General features: G+C 59.6%; 7 protein-coding genes, 5 pseudogenes and 2 other annotated features. Of the genes and pseudogenes, 1 reads left to right on the forward strand and 11 read right to left on the reverse strand.

Features of this window, described 5'->3' with window-relative positions:
• Window positions 1–69: 69 nt before the first annotated feature.
• From QFZ94_RS40840 to QFZ94_RS40870, 7 genes and pseudogenes are all read right to left on the reverse strand, one after another.
• Complete coding sequence (locus QFZ94_RS40840; RefSeq protein WP_429463760.1) at window positions 70–5,520, reverse strand: AAA family ATPase; 5,451 nt, start codon at window positions 5,518–5,520, stop codon at window positions 70–72.
• Window positions 5,521–5,649: 129 nt separating this feature from the next.
• A protein-coding gene (locus tag QFZ94_RS40845) for an IS3 family transposase (protein WP_429458928.1) occupies window positions 5,650–6,887 on the reverse strand; the annotation gives its coding sequence in 2 pieces (ribosomal slippage) (window positions 5,650–6,584 and window positions 6,584–6,887; 1,239 coding nt in all).
• Window positions 6,481–6,597, reverse strand: a sequence feature (AL1L pseudoknot). It overlaps the preceding gene by 117 nt.
• A 1,587-nt stretch (window positions 6,888–8,474) precedes the next feature.
• Window positions 8,475–9,587 carry an ATP-grasp domain-containing protein gene (locus tag QFZ94_RS40850; RefSeq protein ID WP_429463762.1) on the reverse strand — a complete coding sequence of 371 codons (1,113 nt, stop codon included), beginning with the start codon at window positions 9,585–9,587 and terminating at the stop codon, window positions 8,475–8,477.
• A 220-nt stretch (window positions 9,588–9,807) separates the two neighbouring features.
• On the reverse strand, window positions 9,808–10,911 hold the full coding sequence (locus QFZ94_RS40855) for an ATP-grasp domain-containing protein (protein WP_429463765.1): 1,104 nt from the start codon (window positions 10,909–10,911) through the stop codon (window positions 9,808–9,810).
• Between the two features lie 139 nt (window positions 10,912–11,050).
• A complete protein-coding gene (locus tag QFZ94_RS40860) occupies window positions 11,051–11,746 on the reverse strand; it encodes an iron-containing redox enzyme family protein (protein ID WP_410850860.1) in 696 nt (231 codons plus the stop codon).
• Window positions 11,747–11,904: 158 nt separating this feature from the next.
• Window positions 11,905–12,708 (reverse strand): EamA family transporter, encoded by an 804-nt coding sequence (locus QFZ94_RS40865; protein WP_429464304.1) that lies wholly within the window; start codon window positions 12,706–12,708, stop codon window positions 11,905–11,907.
• A 404-nt stretch (window positions 12,709–13,112) separates the two neighbouring features.
• Window positions 13,113–13,563, reverse strand: a pseudogene (locus tag QFZ94_RS40870) (LysR family transcriptional regulator); the annotation flags it as partial.
• Window positions 13,564–13,848: 285 nt separating this feature from the next.
• Here QFZ94_RS40870 and QFZ94_RS40875 point away from each other — a divergent pair.
• Window positions 13,849–13,998 (forward strand): annotated as a pseudogene (locus QFZ94_RS40875) (SDR family oxidoreductase); the annotation flags it as partial.
• A gap of 141 nt (window positions 13,999–14,139) precedes the next feature.
• On the opposite strand, the pseudogene QFZ94_RS40880 reads toward QFZ94_RS40875, so the two are convergent.
• From QFZ94_RS40880 to QFZ94_RS40895, 4 genes and pseudogenes are all read right to left on the reverse strand, one after another.
• Window positions 14,140–14,325 (reverse strand): annotated as a pseudogene (locus QFZ94_RS40880) (IS5/IS1182 family transposase); the annotation flags it as partial.
• A 401-nt stretch (window positions 14,326–14,726) separates the two neighbouring features.
• Window positions 14,727–15,852, reverse strand: a pseudogene (locus QFZ94_RS40885) (IS110 family transposase).
• Between the two features lie 737 nt (window positions 15,853–16,589).
• A protein-coding gene (locus QFZ94_RS40890; RefSeq protein ID WP_429458928.1) for an IS3 family transposase occupies window positions 16,590–17,827 on the reverse strand; the annotation gives its coding sequence in 2 pieces (ribosomal slippage) (window positions 16,590–17,524 and window positions 17,524–17,827; 1,239 coding nt in all).
• Window positions 17,421–17,537, reverse strand: a sequence feature (AL1L pseudoknot). Its footprint overlaps the gene before it by 117 nt.
• Before the next feature lie 46 nt (window positions 17,828–17,873).
• Window positions 17,874–18,275: pseudogene (locus QFZ94_RS40895) on the reverse strand (IS66 family transposase); the annotation flags it as partial.
• Window positions 18,276–18,307: the final 32 nt, after the last annotated feature.

The following is an 18,307-nucleotide window of genomic DNA, read 5'->3' on the forward strand; positions in this document are numbered from 1 at the left end:
TGCGGCGCGCACGGATTCCGGACCTTCGGTTCAGCACGCCGAGCGAGCGCAGGCGTTACGTGTGTGACTTTAACGGCTATTCTCGATCGCCCACTTGTCAGGAAGTCGCACCTTGATCATGGTGCCGGCTCCCGGCGAGCTGATAACGTCGATCGCACCGCCCAGCATCAGAACACGCTCTTCCATCCCTGCCAGTCCGAATGACCTCTTTCTCGTTGCAAAAACATCGAATCCGCAACCGTCGTCGTGCACTTCGAGAAGGCAAGCATCGGGGGTTCGCTCTAATGCGATGATTACTCTTCTGGCCGCAGCGTGTCGGGTGACATTGGTCAGTGCCTCCTGAACGATGCGAAACAGCACGATAGCGCGATCCTCGCTTACGGCGATATTCTCGTCCTGCAAGTTGAGATGACAGACCGTCCGGCCGTTGCGGTTGAAATCGGCCACGAGCCACTCGAGCGCTGCTGCAATACCGGAATCAAGCGCTGCGGGGCGCAGCGACGCGATAACGCCTCTGACCACCTGCATCGTTACATCCACAAGTGAAACGAGCGCCTGCGTATGCTCGACCAGATCCGGGTGATCCGCGCCAAGCCTCATGCGCAATATCGACGCCCTCAGGCGAAGCGCGGTAAGGTGTTGCCCGAGTTCGTCGTGCATTTCCCGCGCAATGTGCTTGCGTTCATCCTCGCGAGCCGTCTCGCGATGTGAGGCAAGTTCACGCAGCATCTCGTAGGACTCACGCAAGCGGTGCTCAGCTTCCTTGCGCTCCGTGAGATCAACTACAAAAGCAACGCCTTCGTTCCCGCTACAGTCGAAAGCAGCGCGGCCGACCATGACCGGTATACGACTGCCATCCTTCCGCATGTATTCTTTTTCCTCGGGTTGAACGTCACCGTCGTTTCTGATTTGGGCCAAAGCCCGTTCGCTGCTTTCCTTCCAGTCAGTTGGCGTGAGATCCCTCCAGCGGAGGCATCCTGACGCAAGATCCTCTCGCTCATATCCCACCATGCGAAGAAAAGCGTCGTTGGCTTCGAGAATGTCGCCGGCAGCATTCCAGACGATGATGCCAATGATATTGGCGTCGACGAGGCGGCGAATCCTGGCCTCCCGTTCCCGCAGGTCGCGGTACAGGCGGGTGTTCTCCAGCGCAGTCGCCGCCTGCGACGCGAGCAGCCGCAGCAGTGCAATCCGGGTCGATCTGAAGGCGCGGGTGATCAGATTGTTTTCGAGGTACAGGGCCCCGATCAGCTTCGCTTGATTCATTAATGGCAGGCATAAGACGGAACGAGGCAGATACTGCCGGATATGAGGATCTGTCGCGAACCTGGGATCGGCCGCAGCATCATCGAGAATGACACTTTCGCCTGTGCGCAATACATCGTAGAGAACAGGCTCGGGAATCATGGTCGCGCTCACGGGTGCATCACGCAATTGGACGCATGCCTTGTCGCTGTCCGTCCATGCTTCCGCTGCGAGCCGCTGTTCTCCTGTATGCGAAAGTATCAGTAATCCACGCTCGGCTCCCGCCTGCTCGATAGCGGTACGCATGATCGTCTCAATCAGTCTGTCGAGGAAAACCTCTCCGGAAACAGCCTGCGACACCCTTATGACGGTAGCAAGGTCAAGGTGTTCGAGAGGCGCCCCGATAGTGCTGCCTGAGTCAGGCGCTCGCTCGTCGGCCCTGAGACCTGGGTGCAGTTGGTCGAGTTGACGCACCTTGCCTTCTGCCCCCCAGCGTCGATAAGCCCGTCGTGCGTCCTGCAAATAGACACGGGCAATCTTCTCATACCCCCGCGCCGCGTAGAACGCGGATGCGAGTTCATTGGCAAGCGCTTCATTGTGTATGAGGTCGTTTGCGCGCGCAAGATGAATGGCCGCTTCGTAGAGTCGCATCGCCTCGAGATCACGGCCTTCCAGGCGCGCCATCTCGGCGCTTACCAGTGAAACCCGATTGCCGAAATTCGCCGGACAGTTGTTCGCCCAGATCTCCAATTGCCGACAATGCGCGGCGATGCTGTGGAGGTGCTCCTGTCGCTCCTCGGCCGGCACCCGGTCGAAATGCGCGGCCCTTGTGAGAGCGGCGTAAAAATGGTACTCGCATTCCTCCAGGTGCGGCGACGAGCTCCAAAGTTGCTCTTGCGCGATCGATGCCGCGTTCATGGCGGCCACATAGTCGCCTGAAAAGAATCGTCCCTGCAGTTTCCGGATCCAGTACCAGCACGCGGCCGTCGCGAGCGCGGGGTTGCCGGACAGGTGCTCCTCTGTACGAAGCTCGTTGAACTCGTCATAGTCGAAGTGGCCGAATTTCAGTGTGACGCCGCGGAGCATCCGGATCAATGCGAGTTGCGTGGTGAGGTTATCGACGACCAGGCCGAAACGTGCCTTCCTGGAAAACGCGAGGCCCTGTACAGTTTCGAGTTCGACATCGCTTAGAGGGTCACCGCCGAAAAGTCGGTCCGAAACGATATGGCAGCAGGTATAGGCGCCAGACGGAAGGTCACCGGTCCGGCCCGCTGCTTCGAACGCACGGCGCAGCACTTCGCTGCTGAAGCGCACGTGTTTCGTCCAGCGCACAACATACAGCGCGTAGCAAAGATAGGTGACTGCCTCGAAGCGTTTGAGTCCGCGTCGCTCGACCAGATCGAAGCCGAGCTGACCGAACTGGACTCCAGCGTGGTAATCGCCAAAGCGTGGCCCAGCGATCCGCGGGAACATGACATACGCGAAGCACGAGGCGTCGCAGTTCCCGCACTCCAGACTCAAGCTGATCACTTTGCATATAGCGAGAGAAGCCAGATTCGCGTCAAAAAACCAGGCTGGTCTCAGGAGCTTGCTAAGCACGTCAGTAATTGCGAGCGACGCTGGGTCCGACATCAACGGCATATCGATGAGTGCCTCGATAGTCCGGCCCGCAAGCCGCAACCGTATGTTTTCGTACTCCCCCCGTACGTTGCTTTCATGTGGGTGTGCCGGCCAGTCGATGCCGAGTTGACGGAGGTGATCGAGGCAAACCTCGACCGCCAGATCGCTTCGATCGAGAGTCAGGTAAACATCCATTCGCAGACACGCGACGCTCGCCTGATCGACCGTGTTCGTCGCGCGGTTTGACAGCATCGCCAGCCGCTCTTCGGCATCGGTTAGCCGCCCGGTGAGGAACTCGCATTCTGCCAGGTTCAACTGGAGCGGAAAGACCAGTTCGTGCCTACGTCCCCAGCAATCGTCCTGGAGGAGTTGAGCGCCGGCAGTGAGATAGGTGAGCGCCGACGCATAGGCTGTCGACGCCTTGGCTCTCTTGCCGGCGATCAGGTTAAAGGCAGCCAGTTGTTGGCGTTCCTGCCTGGATCTCACCAGCGCCGCGCCTCGGTTAAGCTGACTGACGATATCGAAGATCGCCTCTTCCCGTTTGCTAGCGGGAGTTTGCGCCGCGAGTAGCCGTCCAATACGCAGATGCGTGTGAGCACGTAACTCTTTAGGAATCAGCGAATAGGCGGCTTCCTGCACCCGGTCGTGCACGAACCCGTAGGCGTCTTCTAGTTGCTCCACCAACTCCTGCGCGAGTGCCGGCTTCAGCAGCGCCCGAATTTCCTGCTCCGAGACGCCCAGAACTTTAGGCAGCATCACATAGGAGGCGGTGTTGCCGAGACAGGCAAGCTGTTGCACGGCGCGTTGCGTTGACGCCGGTAGGCGCACTAGCTTTACCACCATTAGGTCGACTACATTGTCGGTGTACTCTTTCCGGTGGATGCGGGGCAGGTCCCAGCTCCAACAGGCCGTGTCATGGGCAAAGCTCAGCAGATCGCTATCGGCAAGCTCGCGCAAAAACTGAATGACGAAAAACGGATTGCCCGCCGTCTTCTCATGCACGAGGTGCGCAAGCGGTGCCGCACGTCCCGGCTCACAGTGAAGCGCTTCGACAATCAGTTGCTCCACGTGTTCACAAGCAAGAGGCGCGAGAACAATTTCATCGAGCTTTGCGCCGGCAGCCCTTAACGTCTGAAGCTTGTGCAGCAGCGGATGTCCGGGAGTTACCTCATTGCTGCGATAGGCGCCGATTACCATCAGATGCTGCAGATCCGAGCGCGCAAGGAGCCCGTCGAGCAAGTCGAGCGTCGCGGCGTCGAGCCATTGCAGATCGTCAAGAAATAGTGCCAACGGATGTTCACGTCGCGCAAAGACGCCGATAAAGCGCTGGAAGACGACTTCAAAACGGCGGCGCGCCTGATTCGGCTCGAGCTCTGGGACGGGCGGGGGATCGCCGATGATCAGCCTGAGCGCAGGGATCAGATCGGTCACTAGTCGCGCGTTAGGACCGAGTGCCCCGATCAACGTCTCGCGCCAGGTTGCGAGTTCCGCGTCAGGCTCGCCGAGTAGCGGCCTGACCAGGCCCTGAAAAGCTTGAACGAGCGTCGCATAGGGTATGTCGCGCTTGTATTGGTCGAACTTGCCCGACGCGAACAGCCCGCGCGATGGTACGAGTGCCTTATGCAGTTCATGGACGATTGCGGATTTGCCGATACCCGAATACCCGGAGACGAGCACGAGTTCAGGGATGCCAGTCCTGACTACGCGATCGAACGCAGTGGTCAATGCATCCACCTCCCTCTGCCTCCCGTAGAGTTTCTCAGGGATCAGGAGGCGGTCGGTCATGTCGTATTCGCCCAGCACAAAGGGATCGATGTGGCGTTGACGCTGCCATTCGGTCAGGCAATGCCTCAGATCCCGCTCGACGCCAGCCGCCGTCTGATACCGTTCCTCGGGCGTCTTGGCGAGCAGCTTCATGACAAGCTCTGAGACGGGAAGGGGGACCGTGTCTACCCGTGCTATCGGAGGCACCGGCTTACGCGCAACATGGCAATGTACCCATTCCATCGGATCCGCAGCAGTGAACGGTAGGGACCCCGTGAGCATTTGATAAAGCGTAACTCCGAACGCGTAGAGGTCGCTGCGAGAGTCGATCGAGCGGTTCGTCCGCCCAGTCTGTTCGGGCGCCATGAAGGGTAGGGTGCCGGCGATCGTTTCGGGTGGCTGTGGAAATTGCCGCTCGCGCGGCAGTCGTGAAGCGATCCCAAATCCTGTGAGCCGCGGCCGGCTGTCCGTGCAGTCAACTAGCACATGAGCAGGCTTGAAATCCTTGTGAACGAACCCACTCCGGTGGAGCTTCTCAAGCGCCCCGGCAATTCCGACAGCGAGGCACAAAACACGTTCCACTGCGAGAGGCGCGCCCACCAGTCGCTCAAGTGGTTCGCCGCCCGGATCCTCGAAAACCAGTGCCATCCGTTCATCTTCGCGTACCAGCCTTATCGGGTGCACCGCCCACGTACCATTCAGTTGTTCTTTCAGCGCGAATTCGTGAGCAAGGCGCTCGAGAAGGGCGATCGAGGGATGTTCCTCGGTGGTCCGCAGAGTCAGGACGCTATCGCTGCCGCTCGGGGACTGGACGCGACAGAAAGTGCGCTCTGCATCCTCCCAAAGGATGTGGACACTGAAGCCTGTGTCAGAGCCATGTGGATCGTTCATCTGCCGTCATTCACTAGTCAAGTTCAGCCCCCGATCGTATCAAAGGACGCAGCCCAATTCGTCTGTCTAAAGTGCCTATGGCTACGCGTTTGAACCGCCCCGGGTTTCCCGGAGACTATTTTGCTTGAGTCATGCCACGGCGGCAGACCCAGCGAGATTTGCATAATAAGCGGCTTCGGCCTGCGCGGGTGGAATGTTGCCGATGGGGCCGAAGAGCCGACGATTGTTGAACCAGTCCACCCATTCGAGCGTCGCCATTTCAACGGCCTGCAGATTGCGCCACGGTCCGAGGCGATGGATGACCTCTGCCTTGTACAAGCCGTTGATCGTTTCAGCCAGTGCGTTATCGTAGGAGTCGCCCACGCTGCCCACCGACGGCTCGATGCCCGCCTCGACCAGCCGATCCGTATAGCGGATCGATACGTATTGCACGCCGCGGTCGCTGTGATGGATCAGCCCGTCCTGCTGCGCCGGCTGTCGTTCGTACAAGGCCTGCTCCAGTGCGTCCAGAACGAAGTCCGTGCGCGCCGAGCTCGACACGCGCCAGCCGACAATGCGTCGGGCGAACACGTCGATGATGAACGCGACATAGACGAAGCCCTGCCAGCTCGATACATAGGTAAAATCTGAAACCCACAGCGCATTGGGCCGTTCGGCCGTGAATTGCCGCTTCACCAGATCCTTCGGGCACGGCGTCGAACCATCGCTCACTGTCGTACGTACCGTCTTGCCCCGCACCACGCCGCGCAGGCCCATCTGCTTCATCAGCCGCTCGACCGTGCAGCGCGCCACGACAATGCCTTCGCGCTTCAATTGCGTCCAGACCTTGTCTGCGCCATAGACCTGGAAGTTTTCTTCCCACGCGCGCCGGATCTCATCCTTGAGCATCCTGTCACGCTGGGCCCGCGGCGGCACCAGGTCAGGATTGGCGCGGCGAGCCACATGGGTGTAGTACGTCGACGGTGCGATTGGCAGCACCCTGCAGATCGGCTCGACCCCGTAGACGTGCCGGTGATCATCGATGAACGTGATCATCACTTCGGTCGGCGGTCGAGCTCCGCCTGTGCGAAATACGCTGACGCCTTGCGCAGGATTTCATTGACCTGCCGAAGCTCACGTACTTCCCGCTCCAGTTCCTTGAGCCGATCCTGCTCCTGCGTACTCGTGCCCGGGCGCAAACCCCGATCCCGCTCCTCCTTGCGCACCCAGCTACGCAGCGTCTCGCCCGAGCAGCCAAACTTCGCCGCAATCGACGCGATCACTTTCCATTGCGATTCCCGGTCGCCTTGATGTTCCAGCACCATTCGCACAGCCCGCTCACGCACTTCCGGCGAGTATCTTGGGGATTTCTTCTTCGTGTTTTCCATAGCTCCATTTTCTCAAGAAGTGGAGTCTCCGGAAAACCCGGGGCGGTTCAGTTAGAACCATAGGGTAATTGCCGCACAAGAGCGCCGCGACGCCGCAATGGCCACTTGCATCGCACCTTTGTATGGTTTATGGAAATCCTAGCAAAAGTATCTGACACTGGCTGTCCGGGCAAGGGTTCTAACATATGATGAAACCGTCGAGAAGGCTCGGTGAGGTCTTGACTACACCCGGAACGTCTGGGTTTTGCCAATGGAAAACCGGCGTTCATCGCAAGCGTGTAGCCCGTCGGAGGTCCAGTTCCAGGGAGCTTTAATGGCTGCAGCAACAGAGCGAACGGTCGCGATGCGCCCGCTGGACAATTCCATACCATTTTGAACGTCGTGGTGGATAGCAAGCTGAAACCGCTAACGTTCCGCGCAACGGCCGGAACTGACGGCGCGGCAGATTCGCCGGCTTGTTGTGCGGCTCGGAATTTGGGCCGTGGACTGGTTTCCGGACACAAATCCCGCGCAGCGAGACGCTGTCGAGATGCCTCGTTCCGATCGTGCTCACGATTATCCGCGGTTGATACGCCGATTTTGGGCCGGCCCCTAGCGTTGGAGAAGCCACGGGAATCTCAGAGTCCGCAGGGCGACGAAAGGGGTCATATCGAATGACGAGCGAAGGCCTGTGGATCCTGCGTCGACTGCATCCGCCGACGGTCTACCAGTCACGCACACGATAGGAGCGCTTGGACGAGTTCATCCAGATTGATGGCGGGATCACCGCTAGCTCGAGGACCGCGGTCCACCGTGCACGCTGTTGGTGTGTATGTCGATGACGCAACCAGTCCCGTCATGCACCTGCAATTCACTCAGGCGGAATCGACGTTCCACCAATTTAAGGCGACGCGCGTTCTTATCGAGCGCTGCGGCAAACCTGGCGCTGTCAGGTTGGTGCCCATCTGCACTCCCTGTGTGAACAGTAGTAATACTTACTATATGATTGTTTTGATTGCTCCCGGAACGTACAGCCGTACCATGTGCCGATGCGCTGTTTGACTATGGCGAAATAACAGGCCGCGTTCCTCCGTGTCTGCAGCACTAAGCGCTGACGAAAGGGGCTTAGCGATTGTGTGCGACGCGTATCTCGAAAGGGAACATCTGACGTCCGCGGTTACGGGTCGGCAGATCACGCGTGCAGCCGCTTTGATAAAAATGCGCTTAGCCCTAGGGAGTCTAGGAATTCCCACCTGCCGCGGGATAGCTGCGCGATTGGTCGGCGACGCTTTGCTCCAACACGCCGGGTTTGCGTGTCCTGCTCATCGAGCAGTTTCCCCACCACATACGTCTCGTCGCGCGGCGTCACAAACACCACTTCTAAATTCCTAGTGCTGCGAGGTTTCTACCGAACCGCCCTAGCGCACCGAGCCAATCGATAGCCGGACTTGACATGCCAGCAACGAATCGTCGGTTCCGTACCTGAGTACGCCGCCTCGCTCCGAACGAGAAGTGTCCGTCAACAGCGCAGCTGATCATAACAGCAGGGAACCGCTGGCCGTGGTAAAGCGATTTCGTCGCGTTCATTCTCTCCTTCCAACGAGCGCCTCATCGGCAGCGTGATGGCGCATTTTCGGGCAACGGATAGCCATCATGCCAATGCCCGCGCGGCCAAGCGGGGCGGCTAGGGGCATCGATATCGCCGAGCTCGTACTGGAAGCGCTCCAAGGTCGCGGCGATCGCTGCATCAATCTCATCTTCCGATCGACCGCGGTAGCGAAACCGGCCGAGGATCTTGTCGTAGCCGCCCTTGCCGTCGAAGACATGATTTGCCTTCGGCGTAATGGCCGCATACAGCGGTGCGATACCGTCCGGGACAACGGCTCGCAAGAGGCGGCTGCCGGTCGCCTCGGGGAGCAGCAGAAACCCTCCTAGCTCGGTGGAGCGGGCCGCTGCACCCACGCCTGCCTCGGATGCGAGCGGCGTCCCGTAGTTGAGCTGCTGACGGACCCACAGGCTGAAGATGTCAATGCCGTAGAGATCGCGGAACAGGAACGGAATTTCGCCGCCGCCTACGCGCGCGCCAATCTCAAGGAAATACAGGCCGTCGGAGCCACGAATCACTTCGAGATGAAAGGCGCCGTCCACCAGCGATAGAGCGCGGAGACTCGTTTGCGCGAACGCGAGTAGTTCGTCGTTCGACGGTCCAGGCTGCAACATTATCGACCCGAGCGGTTTGCCATTGGCGAAGTCAAGACATGAGTTAAGGTAGCGCGACGCCCGGATCAGCAACGGCTTGCCGCTCGAGACGATACCGTCAACGTGATAGATCGGCCCTTCGATAAACTCCTCGCATTCGTACGAAGTGCCCGTAAGTCGGGGCAGGAGCGCACCGAACTGTTCCACCGAATCGACCCGGTGGACACCCATGCTTGCCGCGCCGGTTCGCGGCTTGACGATAAGCGGATGCCGCAATCCGGCGACAGTGGCGAGCGCGTCCTCCCGATCGTTCAATTCGACGAACTGCGGCACGCGCAGACCGGCCGCACTGACGACGCGCTTCATCACCGTCTTGTCGCGAAAGCGTGCTGCGGTGGCGGGCCGGTCGCCCGGGACGTCGAAAGTTTCCCGCAGCTGTGCCGCGGCGAGCAAGTCGAATTCGGACAGCGCGATCAGTCGGTCGACGCCGTTCAGCCTCGTACGGCATGCGTCGAACGCCACGCGCAGCCTGTGTATATCGTTGAAGTCCGGGAGGATCTCGATGTGCGAGATGCGCGTCGCTTCGAGAGCTTTCGCGCCTTCCGGTGTGCACAGATAGGCAACGTCGTGCGCATCGTGATCGATGTATCGGTGATAGGCGGCAAAATCGTCGGACCAGCGATTCATTACGACACTGCGGGTACGGCGGGGGAAGGGGGTATACGTCATCGCGACTCGTCCTTTAATGGACCTTGAATGTCAACCCCATTTCGAGCGCGCATTGCGCGCCGTTCAGTCGGCGTTCGAGCGTGGGGCGATCGGGCGCTGTAAATAGCACGTGGCCGAGCCGGCCACGGAAGTCGGTCGGCGGCGATACCCAGTCGCCGGCGCGCGGATAGATTTCCGCTTCTTGGAAGCCAGGCTGCGCACGCACTTCGTCAAGCCCGCTGACACCGACGAACGGCCCGGCTGCCTCGGGTGCGAGAAACCGGACGCCGCTTACCCGGGTGCTCCGCCCGTGGCAGTATCCCGGGGCCGGGTCCCATTCCCCGAGATAGCTACGGAGCATGACTTCCGGTAGCGAGATTGACTTAGCTAGCTCAACCAGCCGGTAGATCCGGTCGCCGCCGAGCCGCGCGGCGATTTCGATCAGCGTGGGACCGTCGCGCGTCATGCGCACTTCCGCATGAAACACGCCCAGCGTCAGGCCGATCTCTCTCGCCACCGTTTCGACATACGCGCTAAGCCGAGCTCGGTCGCGGTCGTCGAGCGTAGCGTCGACCACATGTCCCATTTCGACGAAGTAGGGCTCGGGCCCGAGGATCTTTTCGGTAATGGCAAGCATGCGCGGACCGAGCGGACCGACGTAGCCTTCCACGCTATATTCAGGTCCGTCGAGATACTGTTCAAGCATCATCGCTTGACCAACTTCGCGGCCCATGTCCTGAACAGATCGATGCGCAACGCTGTCGATCGTCGCGTGCAACTGCGCGAGCGAATCGACGCGGCGCACCAGTAGGCTGCCGCAACCATCGACCGGCTTCACGACGGCCGGAAATCCGACGTGCGCCGCCGCGCGGGCGACGTCGCCACGCTTTGCGATCGGCGCGAAACGCGGTACAGCCAGCCCGGCCATGCTGAGTCGCTGACGGCTACGGTATTTGTCACGTGTGAGCGCGGCCGCTTCGGGCGGTAGATGCGGCAACCCCAATTGCGCGGCCGCCTGCGCGACGACGTCGACCGCGTACTCAAAGCCGGGAACGAGCGCGTCGATGCCCCCGACTGTCCGCACTGCTGCAGCGACGTCATCAGCCGAGCCAGTGTCGACACTCGTCAGCGACGCCACGGTCCGTAGGTGTGTTGGCGGCACGATGTGGGTATCTGCGCAAAACACGTGTACCGGGTGCCCGAGCCGCTGCGCTGCAGCGATCAGCGCAGTGCCCGATGAGACAGGCTCCACTACTACAATAGCCACGATGCGCTCCTCATGCAACGACCACGTCCGACTGGCGCCCGGTTTCTGCCTTTAGTTCGTCAAAGTAATCGCCGACCAAGCCGATGAAGTTGCGAAGATGCATTTCGGCCTTGTCGATGCCACCCCATCCTTCGATCGCGCGCTGGACGGCGCCCCACATCAGATCGTCGTGGTCGTGCGATTCGTCGTATTGGATATGGCCAAGCGAACCCTTAACGGTGTGGTGCCCGAAGGCTCGACCCGCAGCCTCGGTGATCGTCTTATTGTAGCGGCCCGAATACCATTCGACGAACCAGTTCCACGCCATCGTCGGCAATGGGCCATCGCGTTCGATGCTGAGATACAGATAATTGATCAGCTTCCTAGTCGAGTGGAGCGGCTCAATGGTGTCAATCTGTTCGGCCGTGAGACCGAATTTTTCGATGTCGCGCAGAAAGAGCCCTTCGTGGCCGTATTCCTCGGCGAGGTATTGCGCGAGGATCTGCGCGAGTTGATTGTCCTTGAAGCCGATCTTGTAGAGCGCGAATGCATCGACTTCATTGTTCAGGCGGATGCGCAGCACTGTCTCGACGAGATGTCGCCGATAGTATTCGCGGTCGATCCATTCGCCACGGTGAAACGCGGCGGTGTCGGGCGAGGCGGTAAAGAGCGCCTGCATTTCACAGTCTGCAACCAGTTCAAAACGGGCACGATCTTGGTGGGCCATTTTCAGTCTCCAGTAAAACCACATGAAGGGAAACAGCATCGCAAGCGCGACACATACAACGACGAAGCGAACCATCCGCAGTTAGGGTCTCGGCAACATTCGAAGACGCGGAAGAAAATGCAGTGCGAGACGACGATCCACCTGCCGGCAACGCCGGCCTATGCTTGGCGGCAGCAGGCTATGCTGGCGCTGATCACGAGCAACGTGCCGATGCTTTGCAAGACCGTCGTAGGCTGACCGAGGACGACAAAACCGATTGCGGCAGCAATGGCGGGTTCGATGCTCATCAGAATGCCGAACGCGGACGCCGTCATGCGCCGCAGCGCGAACATCTCGAGGACGTAGGGCAAGAGCGGCACGAGTACCGCGAGATACGCGGCGTCAATCAATTGCGCGGCGGGCAGATGGCCACCGCTTTGCGCAAGACCAAACGGCGTGGTGACCAGGGCCGCGACGATCAGCGACATTGAGAGCCCCTCCAAGCCATCGAACAGCGTGCCGACTCGTTTCATCATCACGATGTACGTTGCCCATCCGAGCGCAGCCCCAACAGGAAAGACCAGGGCGGTTAACGAGGTGGCCCACATGCCGTCCTGCCGCGCAATGAGGACGACGCCGACCATCGCCACCATGGGCCACACTAGCATCCGGAATCTGCGGATGCCGGCCGTCGCGACGATGAGGGGACCAATGAAGCTGATGGCGACTGCGAGACCAAGAGGCACGCGCTGCACGGCTTCGAAGTAGCACAGTGTCATGCCAGCCATGGCGCTACCGAGGACGAAAGCGGCGATCCAGCGCTGTCGGGAGTAGGTATGGAGCGGCGGTCGCACCACGATCGCGAGCATCAAGCCCGCGAAACAAAGACGCAGCCAAGTCGTGCTGAGCGTACCGTATTGGATTGTCACGGGTCGCGACAATGCAGCACCAAGCTGCACGCTGTACATCGATGCGATAGCCATGGCAGGCGCGAGCACGCTGGCAACAGGTTGCGAAGACGGCTCGGAATCAGGGGCGTTAGCATCAAACGCATCGCCTTTAACTGGCTCAACCCTAGTGTCGATACGATTTGCTTGGACGACATCTAAATCTTCGCTCATACTCGGCTCCGCGGTGACGACGAGAGAATCCTAACAGCGTATATCCGCTTTGTATAAGCCGTTAATTTTTTTGAGCGCATCAATCATATTGATGATTCGCGATCGAGAAAAAGCTTGTTTTTGCAGGTAAAGCCGCCGGCGGTAGGCTGACTGCGTGTGCAAAAGAGAGTTCTGGTTCTTATCGGATGATTGTCTCGATTGCGCGCCGGACAGTCCAGTCATGCGATGTGCCGCAGCGTGCTTTGAGTATGGCGGGATAATGGGCTTCCTTTGCTCTGAAATGCATCAACTTGATGGCTGGTGTCGACACGCGCGGTTTCTGCCCATGCGCTCTGGAAGCGGTCAATGCGCGGCAGAAGCCATTTCGCGACGAACGCCGGCCTAACGGTCACCGTCAACACGCCCACAGCCGAGCCCCTTCTTCAGTCGCGCAAATCCCAGATTCAACCGATCGAACCCCTCGCGGATGTCAGGGAGCGCCCGAAGGGCGACGGCCGTTAGTACAAGACGCGATCGCCCGCCGGTAGCGCGGTGGAACAGCGGTACGTCGAGGCATTCTTCGAGGCTGCGAACGAATTGACCAACGTCGGTGGGCGTAACATTCAGTTCCATTGCAGTAGCCGAGAAGCCCGGGTGGTGCGCGCTCGACTCCAAGGCTCGCAGCGCGGCCGGGGGAGCCGGCCATGCACAGAAAGATTTTCTTTCAACGACAAACAAAACATCTCATTTGTGAGCGTAACGTCGACTGGCCAGGAATGTTCAAATCGGTCTGCAAAGCAAGGGCATTTCATGTTGCCGTTTCCGTTTTCATCGTTTTCAGGAACAGTCACAGAACATAATTTCTCTTCCACGGTAGTCATTGTCACGGGCGGCGGTTCAGCTCTCCGCAAAGCCGTCCCGCCACTGCGACGGAGGTGGTCGAATTAAGGGCACGTTCTTCATGGCGCAGGCCGCCGCGAAGGTGATGCAACAGCTCGGCGGCGCCATCGGTGCGACCTCGGGCCTGCATTCAATGCTTTCGATCCGCGTGGTCGCAATGGCCAGCCGGCCGATGTTGCCGAGGCGATTCTGTTCATGGCTTCTCTAGGCGCGTCGTGGATTACAGGTACCGTTTTCTTCAGATTGTCCATGATGGCGGAAGGCCAAGCCTGATCGAGTCTTCCTTGAGAGGAGCAAAAATGATCTATCTGCAAATCAGCCCTGGACGGTGTTATGAACTTCGAATTACTGGGATCGCATGGACGAGCATAAGCGTGGCGAAGCCGACAAAGTGCAGACCTGCGGGTGTGAAATCCGTTTTTGCTGCATCGACCTTACCGCCTGGAGATCAATTCCTTGAGCGCCCGCGGCCTGTGCAGGGTCGTCACCCGTGTAACCCTGATCGGCAAAGGCCACTTTCAGGGTTTCTTCCGTTGCTACCTTCTGCACCTGGCACGCCAGTTCCGCCACTTGTGCGCGCTCCTACTCGTTGGCCGGTGTACGTGCACGGCGAGCATCTGTCGGAGCGTATTCCTGCATGTGTCATGCTGTGCCGGCACATCCGGTTGACGTACCGATCCAGAAGGTGATCGCGCGGACAGAAAATGCAGGCAAAAAACTTTCCCTAGAACTGATATGACTTTCCGTGTCAATCGCGATCGGTTCTCGGTCTGGGTACATCTGAATTTCCTGAGGGCGACGTAGCAGTACGTCTCGACGGTGGGTCACACTGATATCCGCGGGTTGGTTACCGCATTACTGTGGTCCGCCCTATGAGCCTGCCGCTACCTATAGTCGCAAGTCGCATAAGATGTGTTGCATAGTCCAATCGCGGGTTGCTCGGGTGCCGGGCTACGCCGCCTTCAGGAAACTCTCCGTGTCCTCGTTAAGATGAGATAGTGTCAGACCGGCCTGGCATCTTTCGGTATGGCGAGAGACATCGCCAGTCTGCCGATGTCCCAGATAAACCCTGAGAGCTCTCGCGCAACGGCAACCACACCGGTGTTCACATTCTTGCCGCGCGCTGCGAGCTTGCGATATCGCCGGCATAGCCGCAGCTGGGCATCCCATGCGCGGTCAATGATCGGTTTCGGAATTCCTTCATGGCGGCGTTGGATGTCGGGGCTCACCCGAGCGGGGTATCTGTAACTCCACGCAGCCTCCACGAGCAGCTTTCTTGCATAACTGTTCCCGTTTTTGTAATGCTGCCTTGACGGCGCCGCTCGCCTGACGAGTGTTCGGAGGGCGTCACCCCGAGCCAGGCCATCAGCTGTCGCGGATGCTCGAATCGCGACAGGTCACCCAGTTCGGCGAGCATGCCAACGGCCGTGGTGAACTGGATACCGCGCATGGTCTGCAGTCCCAGTACGGCCGGATAGAAGCGCCAGTTGACGACAGCCTCGCGTAGTGCCGCCTCGAGGCGGTCGCATTGGGCGAGTCTGTCTTCAATGGTGCGGCGGCACTCGTCAAAGGCCAGTTGTTGCCAGTGGTTGGGGAATACGAAGGTGCTGATCCACCGTCGATGTGCCGGCCCCCAGTTCGCGCTGCCGGTGTAACGAATACCATGAGAGAGCAGAAACGACTTGAGGCGCTGACGCGCGTGCTTGAGATCCGCTTTGGCGGCGGCCCACGCGCGGGCCAGGTCCCGGAATGCCTCATCTTCGACGCCTGGCACGTAGACTGACGAGAGATCACCTGCACGCAACGAGCGCACGAGTTTGAGTGCGTCGCGGCGGTCAGTCTTGACCCGCTCGCCTGGTTTCTTCGGAATCAGCGACGGGGCACATACCACGCAGTCGAATCCCTTCTGCACCAGTTGCCGGTAGAGGCCATAGCCGCATGGCCCTGCTTCGTAGACGATGCGAACGTGCGTCGCCTTGGACTGCATGCGCTGGCACAGGCGATCGATGTCTGTCTTCGAAGTGCCGATCTTGCCCAGCAATTCCACCTCGCCTATCCCGACGAGGCTGCCGTGATGGATTCCTTGTGGACATCCAGACCGACGTACACAGTGCTATCGTGTCCCATGCTGGCCTCCGTGCTGGAAATCGCCGGGTGTCGCCCTCGTGCACACCATGCGGCTCTGGCAGCAATGCTAACCCGCGTCTGGTTTCTCACGGCGGGCCAGCCACCACATCACGGAAAGTCATACTGCCTAAACCGTCTCCTTTCCGACACAACAAATACCACGGCTTGTTCGCCGTAGCATTAGCGGAGCTCAACGGCACGAGCGACATTGACGCCAAGTGAGACACGCAGATGCGAGGATTCTTGATGGGTGTCAACCTGTCATCACGCAAGACTTGCGCGACATCATTTCGATGCGACAAGAATAAAACGCAAGCAAGGCGATATCCGAGAATAGGCGCAGTAGAGCATCCCCGCGAAGGCGACGCCTTTTGCATAGTGCAGTCTTGGTGCAATGCGCAAGGGTCGGGCTACCATAGTTCTCGATTCGTGCTGTTTCGACTCAGGGGCAGCCACGAGCTGTGAGACGGGTAGACGCTGCTGCGGATGAAATCCCGCCGCCCAGTAAAGACGCGGACCGGTTCGAAGCCTAACCCGGCCCACAACGGCTTACTCATAACGGCATTTGTCCTGTCAACCTCTCTACTGTTACAGGTCGGCCAATGGATGTCGATGACGAGGTCGGCATGGCTCAATCGGTAGATTATTCATATGAGCCGCGATAAAAACCTAAGAACTTCAAAAATCAGTGCAGAAAATGAACCGCCCCGGGTTTCCCGGAGACTATTTTGCTTGAGTCATGCCACGGCGGCAGACCCAGCGAGATTTGCATAATAAGCGGCTTCGGCCTGCGCGGGTGGAATGTTGCCGATGGGGCCGAAGAGCCGACGATTGTTGAACCAGTCCACCCATTCGAGCGTCGCCATTTCAACGGCCTGCAGATTGCGCCACGGTCCGAGGCGATGGATGACCTCTGCCTTGTACAAGCCGTTGATCGTTTCAGCCAGTGCGTTATCGTAGGAGTCGCCCACGCTGCCCACCGACGGCTCGATGCCCGCCTCGACCAGCCGATCCGTATAGCGGATCGATACGTATTGCACGCCGCGGTCGCTGTGATGGATCAGCCCGTCCTGCTGCGCCGGCTGTCGTTCGTACAAGGCCTGCTCCAGTGCGTCCAGAACGAAGTCCGTGCGCGCCGAGCTCGACACGCGCCAGCCGACAATGCGTCGGGCGAACACGTCGATGATGAACGCGACATAGACGAAGCCCTGCCAGCTCGATACATAGGTAAAATCTGAAACCCACAGCGCATTGGGCCGTTCGGCCGTGAATTGCCGCTTCACCAGATCCTTCGGGCACGGCGTCGAACCATCGCTCACTGTCGTACGTACCGTCTTGCCCCGCACCACGCCGCGCAGGCCCATCTGCTTCATCAGCCGCTCGACCGTGCAGCGCGCCACGACAATGCCTTCGCGCTTCAATTGCGTCCAGACCTTGTCTGCGCCATAGACCTGGAAGTTTTCTTCCCACGCGCGCCGGATCTCATCCTTGAGCATCCTGTCACGCTGGGCCCGCGGCGGCACCAGGTCAGGATTGGCGCGGCGAGCCACATGGGTGTAGTACGTCGACGGTGCGATTGGCAGCACCCTGCAGATCGGCTCGACCCCGTAGACGTGCCGGTGATCATCGATGAACGTGATCATCACTTCGGTCGGCGGTCGAGCTCCGCCTGTGCGAAATACGCTGACGCCTTGCGCAGGATTTCATTGACCTGCCGAAGCTCACGTACTTCCCGCTCCAGTTCCTTGAGCCGATCCTGCTCCTGCGTACTCGTGCCCGGGCGCAAACCCCGATCCCGCTCCTCCTTGCGCACCCAGCTACGCAGCGTCTCGCCCGAGCAGCCAAACTTCGCCGCAATCGACGCGATCACTTTCCATTGCGATTCCCGGTCGCCTTGATGTTCCAGCACCATTCGCACAGCCCGCTCACGCACTTCCGGCGAGTATCTTGGGGATTTCTTCTTCGTGTTTTCCATAGCTCCATTTTCTCAAGAAGTGGAGTCTCCGGAAAACCCGGGGCGGTTCAGGCTCGTGATGTATTTCTGTACGCGGCAACTGTGCAGGCAGCGATGCGCGTTTGGACTGTTGACGTGGCTCGTCGACTGGCGTTGCCGGCTGAAGCTGCTCGAGTTCCAGTTCGATAGCGGCGAGATCCGCGTCAATCGCCTCATCCAGCAGGTTCATCTGATCGCTGCTGAGCTGTTCGCTGCGCCGGCCGAACTGCTGGCGCCTGAGAATCGAGATCTCCTGGGTCAGCTGGTCGATACGGGTTTGTCGGTACTGCAGCTCCCGTTGCGTCTCGTCGACCTGCCTGGTCTTCTCGAGAATCTCCCGCTCCCTGTCCTCGACCTGGGCAATCAGCTGCGCGGCAAGCGCGCGTAATTGTTCCGGGCTGAGGGCGTTAAGATCGGCGGGCAGGTTCATGCAGACGAGTCTGCATGAACTTTGGAGACCGG

Origin of the sequence: Paraburkholderia sp. JPY465 (assembly GCF_050436725.1) — a bacterium.
Lineage (GTDB): Bacteria > Pseudomonadota > Gammaproteobacteria > Burkholderiales > Burkholderiaceae > Paraburkholderia > Paraburkholderia youngii.